This is a genomic window from Mycolicibacterium smegmatis (assembly GCF_001457595.1).
Taxonomy (GTDB): domain Bacteria; phylum Actinomycetota; class Actinomycetes; order Mycobacteriales; family Mycobacteriaceae; genus Mycobacterium; species Mycobacterium smegmatis.
Map to the genome: position 1 here is coordinate 5,001,313 of NZ_LN831039.1, position 13,119 is coordinate 5,014,431.

The following is a 13,119-nucleotide window of genomic DNA, read 5'->3' on the forward strand; positions in this document are numbered from 1 at the left end:
CTCGCGGTACCGTGGAACCATGTCCACTACACGGCGTAGGAGACCGGCGCTCATCCTGCTGGTGTTCGTCGCCGCTGCCGGCTGCATGGCATTGGCGTGGTGGCAGTGGACGCGATTCGAGTCGAACTCCGGCACCTTCCAGAACCTGGGCTACGCGTTGCAGTGGCCCATGTTCTCCGGGTTCTGCTTCTACGCGTACTACAAGTTCGTGCGCTACGAAGAAGCTCCTCCCGAGCGCCCCAAGGACACGGTGACCGAGATCCCCGAGGGTCTGCTGCCCGAACGGCCGAGGCACGTGGCCAGGGAGCGCACGGCCGACGACGACGATCCGGCACTCGCGGAGTACAACGCCTACCTCGCCGAACTGGCAAAGAAGAAAGAGCAGGACCGATAGATGACCGAACCGGCAGCCGAGGTCAGCACCCCCAGGGAGACCATCCGCAAGGCGCTCGTGGGCTACCGTATCTTCGCGTGGGCGACCGGCCTGTGGCTGATCGCGCTGTGCTACGAGATGGTGCTCAAGTACATCGTCCAGGTCGACAACCCGCCGGGCTGGATCGGCATCGTGCACGGCTGGGTGTACTTCATCTACCTGATGTTCACGGCCAACCTGGCGGTCAAGATCCGCTGGCCCATCGGCAAGACCATCGGCGTGCTGCTGGCAGGCACCATCCCGTTCCTCGGCATCATCGTCGAGCACTTCAACACCCGCGACGTCAAGAAGCGCTTCGAGCTCTAACCCTCCAACGCGCGCAGCGCGGGCACCAGGAGCGTCAACGCGCGGCCGCGGTGTGAGGACGCGTCCTTCTCGGCCGGGGTGAGCTCGGCGGCCGTGCGCTCCGACCCCTCGGGCAGGAACACCGGGTCGTAGCCGAACCCGCCGTCGCCGCGGGGTTCACGCGTGACCGTGCCGGGCCACTCGCCGCGCACCACAGTCGATCCCGAGGCCGACACCAACGCGCACGCCGACACGAACGCCGCGCCGCGGCGCTCGTCGGGCACATCGGCCAGTTGCGCGAGCAGCAGTTCGGTGTTGGCGGCGTCGTTGCCGTGCGTGCCGGACCAGCGTGCCGACAGCACTCCCGGCATGCCGTTGAGCGCCGCGACGGTGATCCCCGAGTCGTCGGCCACGCACGCCAGCCCGGTCGCCTCGAACCCGTCGCGGGCCTTGGCCAACGCGTTCTCCTCGAAAGTCGCACCGGTCTCGGGTGATTCGTCGTACGGGGCGACGTCGTCGAGGGACAACAGCCGCAGACCCGATATGCCCGCCGCGTCGAGCACACGCCTCAGTTCGGCCAGCTTCTTCTTGTTGCGGCTGGCCACGAGCAGTTCAGTCACCGAAAGTCAGCTTCCGAACGCCTTTTTCGGGGCCGGCCCCTCGGGAAGCACACCCGGGTACGGCGCGTCGAGCGCCTCACGCTGCAGCACGAACAACTGCTCGGTGGCCCCGAGCGCGGCGTCGAGCATCTTGTCGAGCGTCGAGCGCGGGAACGTGGCCCCTTCGCCGGTGCCCTGGATCTCGACGAGCGTTCCCGTGTCGGTGGCGACGACGTTCATGTCGACCTCGGCACGCGAATCCTCGGAGTAGGGCAGGTCGACCCGCACGCGTCCGTCGACCACGCCGACCGACACGGCGGCGATCGCGCACGAAAGCGGCCGCGGATCCGACAGCCGGCCCGCCGCGGCGAGCCACGTCACCGCGTCGGACAGCGCCACGTAGGCGCCCGTGATGGCCGCGGTGCGCGTGCCGCCGTCGGCCTGCAGCACATCGCAGTCGATCGCGATGGTGTTCTCGCCCAGCGCCGCGAGGTCGATGCACGCGCGCAGCGACCGGCCGATCAGCCGGCTGATCTCCTGCGTGCGGCCGCCGATGCGGCCCTTGACCGACTCACGGTCCGAGCGGTCGTGCGTGGCGGCGGGCAGCATCGCGTACTCCGCGGTGAGCCAGCCCTGCCCGGAGCCCTTGCGCCAGCGCGGCACCCCCTCGGTCACCGATGCCGTACACATGACCCGGGTCTGGCCGAACTCCACGAGCACCGAACCCGCCGGATGCGAGGTGAAGCCGCGGGTGATCACCACTGGACGCAGCTCGTCGTCAAGCCGCCCGTCTTCTCGTCTGGACACGTGCCAACCCTATCCGGTGGCACCGACGCGCAGGTCAGCCGCGGGTGATGTCGAACGCCTCGCCGCACACCACCGCGTGCACGGGGCCGTCGAACTCGGCCTTCGCCTCGCTGATGACGTCCTCACGCGAGGTCCACGGCGGGATGTGGGTCAGCAGCAACTCACCGACACCGGCCTCGGCCGCGGCCCGGCCCGCCTCGGTGCCCGAAAGGTGCAGGCGCGGCGGGCGGGACGGATCGTGCGTCCACGACGCCTCGCACAGGAAGATGTCGGCGCCGCGCGCCAGTTCGACGAGTGCGTCGCAGTAGCCGGTGTCGCCGCTGTAGACCAGTGTGGCGCCCGAGGGATCGGTGAACCGCATGCCGTAGGACTCGGTGGGGTGGCACACCAGCCGCGGCGTGACGTCGAGCGCGCCGAGCGTGACCGACTGGCCGTCCACCCAGTTGCGCACCTCGAAGATGTCGGAGAAGTCGTCGACCTCGCCGCCCTCGGGTGAGGACGCCATGCCCAGCCGGGTCCACGTCTGGGCCGGGCCGTACAGCACACCGCGCGTGGTGGCGGGCATCGGATGGTAACGGCGCCACACGAACAGCCCGGGCAGATCGAGGCAGTGGTCGGCGTGCAGATGCGACAGCAGGACGTTGACCGTGTTGGGGTCGGCATAGCGCTGCAACGCACCGAGCACTCCGCCGCCGAAGTCGATGACCATCGGGACCGTGTCCGGTGCGGTGACGAGGTAGCCCGAGGCCGGCGAATCCGGGCCGACAACGCTGCCGGAGCAACCCAGGATGGTCAAACGCACACTGCTAGCTTGCCATGCCCGCTACCCCTGGTGCCAAGACATGCCCGGTTTGGCGACACAGATCATCTTCCGGCGCCGGCGTGACGTCGGACCGGACGCACACCGTCCAACGTCGGGCCCAGGAAACGCGCGGCCAGGGCCGTGAAGGCCTCGGGATCGCCGGTCGCCTCGAAGCGCCGCACGGCGGTCACCGACGGGTCGTCCGGATGCGGTCGCAGCAAATCCAATTCGGTCAGCACCCGCAGCAGGTCCTTGGCGGTTTCCTCGGCCGACGACACGAGCGTGACGTTGTCGCCCATCGCGAGCTGGATCAGCCCCGACAGCATCGGGTAGTGGGTGCAGCCGAGCACCAGCGTGTCGACCTCGGCGAGTTGCAGGGGTTCCAGGTAGCCCTCGGCGAGGCCGAGCACCTGGCGGCCGCTGGTGACGCCGCGCTCGACGAAGTCGACGAACCGCGGGCACGCCACCGTGAACACCTCGGTGTCGCGGGCCGCGGCGAACGCGTCCTGGTAGGCGCCCGAGGCGATCGTCGCCTGGGTGCCGATCACCCCGATGCGCCCGTTGCGGGTGGCCGCGACCGCGCGGCGCACCGCGGGCAGGATCACCTCGACGACGGGCACCGGCGAGTAGCGCTCCCTGGCGTCGCGCAGGCACGCCGACGACGCGGTGTTGCATGCGATCACCAGTGCCTTGACGCCGCGCGACACGAGGTCGTCGCCGATCGCCAGGGAGTGCGCGCGGATCTGCGGGATGGTCAGCGGCCCGTACGGCCCGTTGCCGGTGTCGCCGACGTAGACGATGTCCTCGTCGGGCAGTTGGTCGATGATGGCGCGCGCCACCGTGAGGCCGCCGACACCGGAATCGAAGATCCCGATCGGCGCGAGTCGATCGCTCATGAGGTCAGATATGGCCGGCTCCGTTTACGTGAATCCCGTGCCTTGCGTTCGGGTCCGGCCAGTACGTACGCGGCGACGACGCCCGCGATCGCGCCGCACAGATGTCCCTGCCACGACACCCCGCCGCACCCGTTGAGCACCGGCACGGCGCCCCACAGGATGCCGCCGTACACCAGCAGCACGAGGATGCCGACGACGATCTGCCAGGCGTTGCGCGTGAACCAGCCGAACACCAGCAGGAACGTGAGCCAGCCGAAGATCAGCCCCGACGCGCCGATGTGGTTGGTGGGCAACGGGCAACCGCCGACGTCGCCGATCAGCCACGTGCCGATGCCGCCAAGGATCCAGATGATCGCGGTGGCCCACACGAACCGCGCCAGCCCGGCCAGCGTCACCAAGAAGCCCAGCACCAGCGCGGGCACGGTGTTGGCCATCAGGTGTTCCCAGTTGGCGTGCAACAGCGGCGCGAACAGCACACCCCACAGCCCGTCGGTCTCCAGTGGCCGGATGCCGTTGCGGTCCAGGCGCCCGCCGGACAATTGATCGGCGAGTTCGACGACGTAGAGCAGTGCGACGAAGGTCAGGATCGTGATGCCGCCGGTCTTCCACGCCGGCGACTTGTTCTTCTTCGGTGCGGGGCCGGTGGGCAGGGTCATGCCGGTTCCACGACCACGTGCGAAACCAGGTGCCCGATCATGCCCATAGCTGCCCTTCCAGCGCGTCCTCGGCGTCATCCAGGCTACCGGCGTACGCGCCGGTCGACAGATACTTCCATCCGGCGTCGGCGACGACGAACGCGATGTCGGCACGCTCACCGGCCTTGACGGCCTTGGCGGCCATCCCCAGCGCGGCGTGCAACACCGCGCCGGTCGAGATGCCCGCGAATATGCCCTCGCGCGTGACGAGTTCACGGGTGCGGCGCACGGCGTCGAACGAGCCCACCGAGAACCGGGTGGTGAGCACGTCGGCGTCGTACAACTCGGGGATGAAGCCCTCGTCGATGTTGCGCAGTGCGTACACGCCCTCGCCGTAACGCGGTTCGGCCGCCACGATCTGCACGCCGGGAACGTGCTCGCGCAGGAAACGTCCGGTGCCCATCAGGGTCCCGGTGGTGCCGAGCCCCGCGACGAAGTGGGTGATCTCGGGCAGGTCCGCGAGCAGTTCGGGGCCGGTGCCGAAGTAGTGCGCATCGCTGTTGGCCGGGTTGCCGTACTGATACAGCATGACCCACGACGGGTTCTGCGCGGCAAGCTCTTTCGCGGTCGCGACCGCGGTGTTGGAGCCGCCCTCGGCGGGGCTGAAGATGATGCGCGCGCCGTAGAGCTCGAGGATCTGGCGCCGTTCGATCGACGTGTTCTCCGGCATCACGCAGATCATGTTGTAGCCCTTGAGCAGGGCCGCCATGGCCAGCGAGATGCCGGTGTTGCCGCTGGTGGGTTCCAGGATCGTGGCGCCGGGCTGCAGCAGCCCGTCGCGCTCGGCCTGTTCGATCATCCGCAGCGCGGGGCGGTCCTTGATGGAACCGGTCGGGTTGCGGTCCTCGAGCTTGGCCCACAGCCGCACGTGGGGTTTCCCGTCCTCGTCGTCCCACCGGGGCGACAGGTTCTGCAGGCCCACCAGCGGGGTGTTGCCCAGGGCCTGCAGCAGGGAGTCGTAGCGCGTCACCCGCCCGCTACCCTCCTGCGACGGCGGGGAGGATCGTCACCGAGTCGCCGTCGGAGATCGCGGTCTCCAGACCGCCCGAGAACCGCACGTCCTCGTCGTTGACGTAGATGTTGACGAACCGGTGCAACTTGCCGGGGTTCGCCGCGTCGACGATCCGCTCGGAGATGCCCGAGTAGTTGTTCTCGAGGTCGGTGATGACCTCCTTGAGGGTGGACCCCGACGCCGTGACCCGCTTCTGCCCACCGGTGTGGGGGCGCAGGATCGTGGGGATCGACACATTCACTGTCACGATTGCTCCTTAGCTGTACTGCTCAACGATATCGACGGGTTCCTCGGTCACGACGCCGTCGACGATGCGGTAGCTGCGGAACTCGTGCTCGTCGGGGTCGCGGGTGGAGATCAGGACGTAGTGCGCGTCGGGCTCGGCGGCGATCGCCACGTCGGTGCGGCTTGGGTAGGCCTCGGTGCCGGTGTGCGAGTGGTAGATGACGACGGGCACCTCGTCGTTGTCGTCCATCTCGCGCCACACCCGCAGCTGCTCCATGGAGTCGAACCGGTAGAAGGTCGGCGAACGCTCGGCGTTGGTCATCGCGATGAACCGCTCGGGCCGGTCGGACCCCTCGGGCCCGGCGATGACCCCGCACGCCTCGTCGGGGTGGTCGGCACGTGCGTGCGCCACCATGGCGTCGACCAGGTCGCGACGTATCACCAACACTGCCTACTCACCCTTCCTCACGGTCACGCCGACCGTCACTCGAACGCTCCCGGCAACATGTCACGGTAGGTCGGTATTCCGGCCACCGATTCGGCGGCCAGCACCCCGACCAGCACCGCGCGGGCCAGACAGTCCGCGGCGGCCGCCCCGACCTGCGTCACCAGCCTGGTCTCCGGCGACATCGCCGTCGGCGTCTTCGGGTCGGGCGGCACCGCCACCCGGCCGGTCGCCAGCGCGAACACCGTATCGCCATCGAGCGGGGTGTGACACGGCCGGAGGGTGCGCGCGAGACCGTCGTGCGACGCGACCGCGACGCGTTTGCACGCGGCCGGGCTCAGTTCGGCGTCGGTCGCGACGACCGCGATGGTGGTGTTGAGCGGGCTGAGTTCGGTGCGCAGATCGGCGTAGCCGGTCAGCCGGTCGGCCGGCGGCGGGATCAGGCCGAACTCCTCGACGTACTCGGCCATCCACGGCAGGCCCGTGGCCGGGTCGACCGCGTCGCCAGCGGCGTTGACCACCACCACCGCGCCCACGGTGACGCCGTTCTCCAACGTCATCGACGCGGTTCCGACACCGCCCTTGAGCACCCCGACACGCGCGCCGACGCCCGCGCCGACGGTGCCGAGCGCGAACTCGGTGCCCGCCGAGGCGGCGGCCTCGTAACCGAACTGGGCGGTCGGGCGGGCACCCCACGCGCCGACCGGCAGGTCGAAGATCACCGCGGCGGGCACGATGGGCACCACGCCGCCCTCCATCGCCACGCCGCGGCCCTGCTCCTCCAGCCAGGTCATGACGCCGTCGGCCGCGGCCAGGCCGTAGGCGCTGCCGCCGGTGAGGACCACCGCGTCGACGTGGCGGACGGTGTTGCACGGGTCGAGCAGGTCGGTCTCGCGGGTGCCGGGCGCCCCGCCACGGCCGTCGACGGCGCCGACGGTGCCCGGCGGTGTGAGCACCACGGTGGTTCCCGAGGCCCACCCCGAGCCGAGGACTGCATCCGGGTCGAGACGGTGATGGTGGCCGACCAGGATCCCCGCGACGTCGGTGATCGAGCCCATGAGTCCCTACTTCCCCACCAGTTCGAGCACCAGGTACTCCTGCAGCACCGTCAGCCACTGGTAGACGTCGAGGTGACCGGCCATCGGGTGCTCGGGAGGCAGCCGGTCGGGCCCGTCGGGGCCGATCTCCAGCAGCGTGCCGAGCGCCAGCCGCACGTCGTTGACCGCGGCCGCCCACGCGTGCGCATCGTCCTCGGTGAGCTCGAACTTGCCGCCGCCGTCGGGCATGGTGTCCAACAAACGTTGCGCTGCTTGACGTTTGGCGTCGATGATCTGGGGCTCGTGCAGACCGCGCAGCGCGCTGTTGAGGCTCTCCGCGGTGCCCGATCCGGCCGGGTGATCGGTCTGCGGCCGGAAGAAATCCGGCAGCAGACGCTTCATGGTGGCATCCTCGGGCGGCCGGGAATGCCCGGTCTTGATGCCGGTTATCGCTTCGAGTTCGTCTGCGGGAGCTGACGATTCGCGTTCGTCGAGCATTCCGAGCATCGAACCGACCAGGCTGGACAGCAACGCGGCCTCGTGCCCCTCGAGAGCCGACCGGAACCGCGGCCCGTCAGCGGCCTCGACCCGCTTCCACTTGCGCACCGTCGATCAGCGGTCCTGTTGCATGGTGGCCCACAGCCCCGCGGCGTGCAGTTTGGACACGTCGACCTCCATCGACTCACGGCTGCCGGCCGACACCACGGCCTTGCCCTCGTTGTGCACCTGAAGCATGAGCTTCGTGGCATGCGGTTCGCTGTACCCGAACAGCTTCTGGAATACGTAGGTGACGTAGCTCATCAGGTTGACCGGATCGTCCCAGACGATGGTCACCCACGGAGCTTCGGTGGACTCGACCGAGGCGACATCGACTTCTTCTCGGGTTCCCGGTCGCGCCTTCGCCGGTGTAACCATGTCGCCACAATACCCATCGGGGTGCGGTGATCTTCAACGCGCCGTCGTTGCTCTACGGTTGCAGATGTGACGGTCGCGCTGCTCACCGACAAATACGAGCTGACCATGCTTGCCGCCGCGCTGCGTGACGGCACCGCGCACCGCAGGACCACCTTCGAGGTGTTCGCCCGCCGCCTGCCCGAGGGCCGCCGCTACGGCGTCGTGGCCGGGACCGCGCGGTTCCTCGAAGCCCTGACGCAGTACCGGTTCGACCCGGCCGACCTGGGCCTGCTGCGCGGCTTTCTCGACGCCGACACGCTCGACTACCTGGCGGGCTACCGGTTCGGCGGCGACATCGACGGCTACCCCGAGGGCGAGCTGTACTTCCCGGGCTCCCCGATCCTGTCGGTGCACGGCACGTTCGCCGAGTGCGTGCTGCTGGAGACGCTGGTGCTGTCAATCTTCAACCACGACACCGCGATCGCATCGGCGGCCGCACGCATGGCCAGCGCCGCGCAGGGCCGCCCGCTGATCGAGATGGGCTCGCGCCGCACCCACGAGCACGCCGCCGTCGCCGCGGCCCGCGCGGCGTATCTGGCGGGCTTCGCCGGATCGTCGAACCTTGAGGCCCAGCGCCGCTACGGCGTGCCCGCGCTGGGCACCGCCGCGCACGCCTACACGTTGCTGCACACCACCGCCTCGGGCCCCGACGAGCAGGCCGCGTTCCGCGGCCAGGTCGCCGCGCTCGGCACCGACACCACGCTGCTGGTCGACACCTACGACATCACCGCAGGCGTCGCCAACGCGATCGCCGCGGCAGGCCCGAAGCTCGGCGCGGTGCGGATCGACTCGGGCGATCTGGGGGTGCTGGCACGGCAGGTGCGTGCCCAGCTGGACGATCTGGGTGCCACCGAGACGAAGATCGTGGTGTCCGGTGACCTCGACGAGTACGCGATCGCGGCGCTGCGCGCCGAACCCGTCGACAGCTACGGCGTGGGCACGTCTGTGGTCACCGGTTCCGGCGCCCCGACCGCGAGCATGGTCTACAAGCTGGTCGAGGTCGACGGCATGCCGGTGGCCAAACGCAGCAGCAGCAAGGAATCCCACGGCGGCCGCAAGGAGGCGCTGCGGGTCGCGAAGGCCTCCGGCACCATCGTCGAAGAGGTGGTGTACCCGTACGGCAAACCGCCGCAGATCGAATCCCCGCTCACCGCAAGGAAGCTCACCGTGCCGCTGGTGGCGGGCGGCAAACCCGTCGAGGGGTACTCCGACGACCTGTCCGCTGCGCGCGAGCGCGTCCGCGCCGGGCTGCACAGCCTGCCGTGGGACGGCCTCAAGCTGTCCCGCGGCGAACCGGCGATCCCGACGCGGATGACCGCGGACGAGCGTTAGGAGTTGGCCACGTCCGCCCCCGCTCACATCAATCTGGTCACCAAGCTGCTCAACGTCGCCGTCGAAGGCCTGGGCGGCGCCACCCGCCCGGGCCAGGTCCGCATGGCCCAGGCCGTCGCCGACGCGTTCGAGACCGGCGAGCACCTGGCCGTGCAGGCAGGCACCGGCACGGGCAAGTCGCTGGCCTACCTCGTGCCGTCGATCGCCCGGGCGATGGAGACCGAGCAGACCGTCGTGGTGTCGACGGCGACCATCGCGCTGCAACGCCAGCTCGTCGACCGCGACCTGCCGCGGCTGGCGGACTCGCTGACCGACGTGCTGCCCCGCCGCCCGCGTTTCGCGCTGCTCAAGGGACGCGGAAATTACCTGTGCCTCAACAAGATTCACAACGGCGCGGCGGCCGAACCGGACGACCGGCCACAGGACGAACTGTTCAACCCCGTCGCGATGACGGCGCTGGGCCGTGACGTCCAGCGGCTCATCGAATGGTCGTCGGACACCGAGACCGGTGACCGCGACGAGCTCACGCCCGGTGTGCCCGACCGGTCGTGGAGCCAGGTCAGCGTGTCGGCCCGCGAATGCATCGGGGTGTCGCGGTGCCCGTTCGGCACCGACTGCTTCGCCGAGCGCGCCCGCGACAAGGCGGGCAACGCCGACATCGTGGTGACCAACCACGCGCTGCTGGCGATCGACGCGCTGTCGGACTATTCCGTGCTGCCCGAGTACGAGCTGCTGGTGGTCGACGAGGCGCACGAGCTGGCCGACCGGGTGACCGGTGTGGCGACCGGCGAGCTGTCCCCCACGTCGATGGGTGTGGCCCACCGGCGCGCGGCCCGGCTGGTCGACGCCGAACTCGCCGAACGTCTCGAGGCGTCGATCGCGACCCTGTCGTCGATGGTCTACGACGTCCCGGCGGGCCGCCTCGATGTGCTCGACGAGGAACTCGCGACGTATCTGACCGCCGTGCGCGACTCCGCCAACACCGTGCGCATGGCCATCGACACCACGCCGAGCGACCCGCAGGCCGCCGCGGCGCGCACCGAGGCCGTGACCGCGCTCAACGAGGTCGCCGACACCGCCACCCGGATCCTCACGTCGTTCGTGCCGCCCATCCCCGACCGTGTCGACGTGGTGTGGCTCGAGCACGACGAAGGGCCGCCACGCGCGGGCGGGGCCGCGGTGCGGTCGGTGCTGCGCGTCGCCCCGATGTCGGTGTCGGGGCTGCTGCGTACGCGGCTGTTCGCGCACACCACGGCCGTACTGACCTCGGCCACACTGTGTCTCGGCGGCAACTTCGACGCCATGGCCCGCAACTGGGGGCTGGCGGCCCGCGCCGACGACGAGGACAGCGGCGAGAAACCCGCAGGCAAGGCCAAGTCCGCCAAGCCGGGGTGGCACGGCATCGACGTCGGCTCTCCGTTCGAACACGCCAAGTCGGCGATCCTCTACGTCGCCAAGCACCTGCCCGCGCCGGGACGCGAGGGCACCAGCCCGGCCGCGCTCGACGAGATCGAGGCACTCGTCACCGCCGCGGGCGGACGCACGCTGGGGCTGTTCTCGTCGATGCGCGCGGCCAAGGCCGCCGCCGAGGTGATGCGCGAGCGGCTCGACACGCCCGTGCTGTGCCAGGGTGAGGACACCACGTCTGCTCTCGTACAACAGTTTTCCGCCGATCCGCAGACATCGCTGTTCGGCACGTTGTCGCTGTGGCAGGGCGTCGACGTCCCGGGACCGTCGCTGCAGTTGGTGATCATCGACCGCATCCCGTTCCCACGGCCCGACGACCCACTGCTCACGGCGCGCCAGCGGGCCATCACCGCGCACGGCGGCAACGGGTTCATGGCCGTGGCGGCCAACCATGCCGCGCTGTTGCTCGCCCAGGGCGCGGGCCGGTTGCTGCGCCACACCGACGACCGAGGCGTGGTCGCGGTGCTCGATTCACGCCTGGCGACCGCGCGCTACGGCGGTTATCTGCGGGCCTCGCTGCCGCCGTTCTGGGCCACGACCGACCCCGAGCGGGTCCGCCAGGCGCTGCGGAGATTACGCGGCGCACGCTGATTGCGCGCTGGGAGCAGCGACAGTTCACTATCCTGGCTGCAGTCAAGGCGCGCCATCTGGCCGCTCACGAGTGCACCGGAAGGCGCCACGTATGAGCCGACGTCACCTGCTCGGTGCGGTGATCGCAACCTGTGTCGTGGTGCCGCTCGCCGCGTGCTCGACGATCGTCGAGGGCAGCGCGGTGTCGGTGTTCGCCGACCCGTTCTCGGTTGCCGGCATGCCCGCCACCGACGGCCCCAGCGGTTTGCGGCCCGACGCGGCCGCACCGACGCGCGAGGTCACCGACTCCGACGGCGGCAAGATCGACGAACTGGCGGCGAGCGCGGTCAGCGACATCGAAGAGTTCTGGTCGGCGACCTACGGCGAGGTGTTCGAGGGTGATTTCACACCGGTGCGGGAGCTGATCTCCTGGGACTCCGAGAGTTTCGACGGGGAGTTCTGCGGGCTGAACACCTTCGCGCTGGTCAACGCCGCGTACTGCAAACCGGACCGCACGATCGGCTGGGACCGCGGTGTGCTGCTGCCGTCGCTGCGCAAGCAGAACGGCGACATGGGCGTGGTGATGGTGCTCGCCCACGAATACGGCCACGCGATCCAGCAGCAGGCCAAGCTCGTTCGCCGTAACACCCCGACCCTGGTGTCCGAGCAGCAGGCCGACTGCCTGGCCGGGACGTACATGCGCTGGGTCGCCGAGGGCAATTCCCCGCGTTTCACGCTCGGCACCGGCGACGGCCTGAACAGTCTGCTGGCGGCGGTGATCGCGTTCCGCGATCCGCTGCTCACCGAGAGCGATATGTACCTCGGCGTGGACGAGCACGGTTCGGCGTTCGAGCGGGTCTCGGCGTTCCAGTTCGGCTTCACCGACGGTGCCGCGGCGTGCAAGGCAATCGACGTCAAGGAGATCAGCCAGCGCCGCGGTGACCTCCCGGTGCTGCTGCCCGAGGACCAGACCGGCGAACTGCCCATCACCGAGGAATCGGTGCGCGCCATGGTCGACGCGCTCAACGTCGTGTTCAAGCCGAAGAACCCGCCGCGCTTGAGCTTTGCCGCCCGCGACGCCGACGACTGTCCGGACGCTCGGCCGAGCCCGCCCACGTCGTACTGCCCCGCCACCAACACGATCGTCGTCGACCTCGACGAGTTGGAGACCGTCGGGTTCAAACCCGTGGACGGTCAGGTGGGTGCCCTGGCGCTCGGGGACAACAGCGCCTACTCACTGCTGATCTCGCGGTACATGGTGGCGCGGCAGCACGAGCGCGGACTGGTGCTCGACAACGCGCAGGCCGCCCTGCGCACGGCATGTCTGACGGGCGTGGCCACCGCCAAGCTCAGTCAGCCGGTGACCACACCGGACGGCAACACCATCGTGCTGACGGCAGGCGATGTCGACGAGGCGGTGTCGGGCATCCTCACCACCGGGCTGGTGGCCGGCGATGTGAACGGCGATTCGGTGCCGTCGGGGTTCTCGCGCATCGACGCGTTCCGCGTGGGCATCCTGGGCGACGAGGCCCGCTGCCTCAAACGGTTCTCCTGACGGTC

The 13,119-nt window shown here is 69.7% G+C and carries 16 protein-coding genes; 5 read left to right on the plus strand and 11 right to left on the minus strand.

Translation table 11 applies throughout. The features are described 5' to 3' along the window. The first annotated feature begins 19 nt into the window (after positions 1 to 19). Both AT701_RS23925 and AT701_RS23930 read left to right on the plus strand, forming a co-directional pair. Positions 20 to 394, plus strand: a complete 375-nt coding sequence (locus AT701_RS23925) for a hypothetical protein (protein WP_058127717.1) — start codon at positions 20 to 22, stop codon at positions 392 to 394. After that, complete coding sequence (locus AT701_RS23930) at positions 395 to 739, plus strand: DUF3817 domain-containing protein (RefSeq protein WP_011730175.1); 345 nt, start codon at positions 395 to 397, stop codon at positions 737 to 739. Here AT701_RS23930 and rdgB read toward each other — a convergent pair. The 11 genes from rdgB to clpS form a co-directional block, all read right to left on the minus strand. Continuing rightward, entirely contained in the window at positions 736 to 1,338 is a 603-nt protein-coding gene (rdgB, locus tag AT701_RS23935) for an RdgB/HAM1 family non-canonical purine NTP pyrophosphatase (protein WP_011730176.1), read from the minus strand. The two genes, AT701_RS23930 and rdgB, sit on opposite strands and share 4 nt — an antisense overlap. Positions 1,339 to 1,344: 6 nt before the next feature. After that, a complete protein-coding gene (gene rph, locus AT701_RS23940; RefSeq protein ID WP_011730177.1) occupies positions 1,345 to 2,124 on the minus strand; it encodes a ribonuclease PH in 780 nt (259 codons plus the stop codon). A gap of 34 nt (positions 2,125 to 2,158) precedes the next feature. Further along, a complete protein-coding gene (locus tag AT701_RS23945) occupies positions 2,159 to 2,926 on the minus strand; it encodes a cyclic nucleotide-degrading phosphodiesterase (protein ID WP_003896299.1) in 768 nt (255 codons plus the stop codon). Between the two features lie 62 nt (positions 2,927 to 2,988). After that, positions 2,989 to 3,822, minus strand: a complete 834-nt coding sequence (gene murI / locus AT701_RS23950) for a glutamate racemase (RefSeq protein ID WP_011730179.1) — start codon at positions 3,820 to 3,822, stop codon at positions 2,989 to 2,991. Beyond that, positions 3,819 to 4,478: a rhomboid family intramembrane serine protease gene (locus tag AT701_RS23955; RefSeq protein ID WP_011730180.1), complete on the minus strand. Its 660-nt coding sequence runs from the start codon at positions 4,476 to 4,478 to the stop codon at positions 3,819 to 3,821. The genes murI and AT701_RS23955 overlap by 4 nt, the downstream gene beginning before the upstream one ends. 37 nt (positions 4,479 to 4,515) lie before the next feature. Beyond that, the gene (locus AT701_RS23960) at positions 4,516 to 5,487 is read right to left on the minus strand and encodes a cysteine synthase (RefSeq protein WP_003896302.1); all 972 of its coding nucleotides are present in this window, start codon (positions 5,485 to 5,487) and stop codon (positions 4,516 to 4,518) included. 7 nt (positions 5,488 to 5,494) lie between these two features. Then, a complete protein-coding gene (locus AT701_RS23965) occupies positions 5,495 to 5,776 on the minus strand; it encodes a MoaD/ThiS family protein (protein WP_011730181.1) in 282 nt (93 codons plus the stop codon). Positions 5,777 to 5,785: 9 nt separating this feature from the next. After that, complete coding sequence (locus AT701_RS23970; RefSeq protein ID WP_003896304.1) at positions 5,786 to 6,202, minus strand: M67 family metallopeptidase; 417 nt, start codon at positions 6,200 to 6,202, stop codon at positions 5,786 to 5,788. 35 nt (positions 6,203 to 6,237) lie between these two features. After that, entirely contained in the window at positions 6,238 to 7,257 is a 1,020-nt protein-coding gene (locus AT701_RS23975; RefSeq protein ID WP_011730182.1) for a P1 family peptidase, read from the minus strand. 6 nt (positions 7,258 to 7,263) lie between these two features. After that, positions 7,264 to 7,842, minus strand: coding sequence for an oxidative stress transcriptional regulator AosR (aosR, locus tag AT701_RS23980; RefSeq protein WP_011730183.1), 579 nt, complete (start codon positions 7,840 to 7,842; stop codon positions 7,264 to 7,266). A 6-nt stretch (positions 7,843 to 7,848) separates the two neighbouring features. Next, positions 7,849 to 8,151: an ATP-dependent Clp protease adapter ClpS gene (clpS, locus tag AT701_RS23985; protein WP_003896307.1), complete on the minus strand. Its 303-nt coding sequence runs from the start codon at positions 8,149 to 8,151 to the stop codon at positions 7,849 to 7,851. Positions 8,152 to 8,217: 66 nt separating this feature from the next. Here clpS and AT701_RS23990 point away from each other — a divergent pair, with 66 nt between their 5' ends. The 3 genes from AT701_RS23990 to lpqM all read left to right on the plus strand — a co-directional run bounded on the left by AT701_RS23990 (position 8,218) and on the right by lpqM (position 13,114). Further along, complete coding sequence (locus AT701_RS23990; protein ID WP_011730184.1) at positions 8,218 to 9,522, plus strand: nicotinate phosphoribosyltransferase; 1,305 nt, start codon at positions 8,218 to 8,220, stop codon at positions 9,520 to 9,522. Positions 9,523 to 9,525: 3 nt separating this feature from the next. Continuing rightward, complete coding sequence (locus AT701_RS23995) at positions 9,526 to 11,580, plus strand: ATP-dependent DNA helicase (protein ID WP_058126734.1); 2,055 nt, start codon at positions 9,526 to 9,528, stop codon at positions 11,578 to 11,580. Between the two features lie 91 nt (positions 11,581 to 11,671). After that, complete coding sequence (gene lpqM, locus AT701_RS24000; RefSeq protein WP_011730186.1) at positions 11,672 to 13,114, plus strand: zinc metallopeptidase LpqM; 1,443 nt, start codon at positions 11,672 to 11,674, stop codon at positions 13,112 to 13,114. Positions 13,115 to 13,119: the final 5 nt, after the last annotated feature.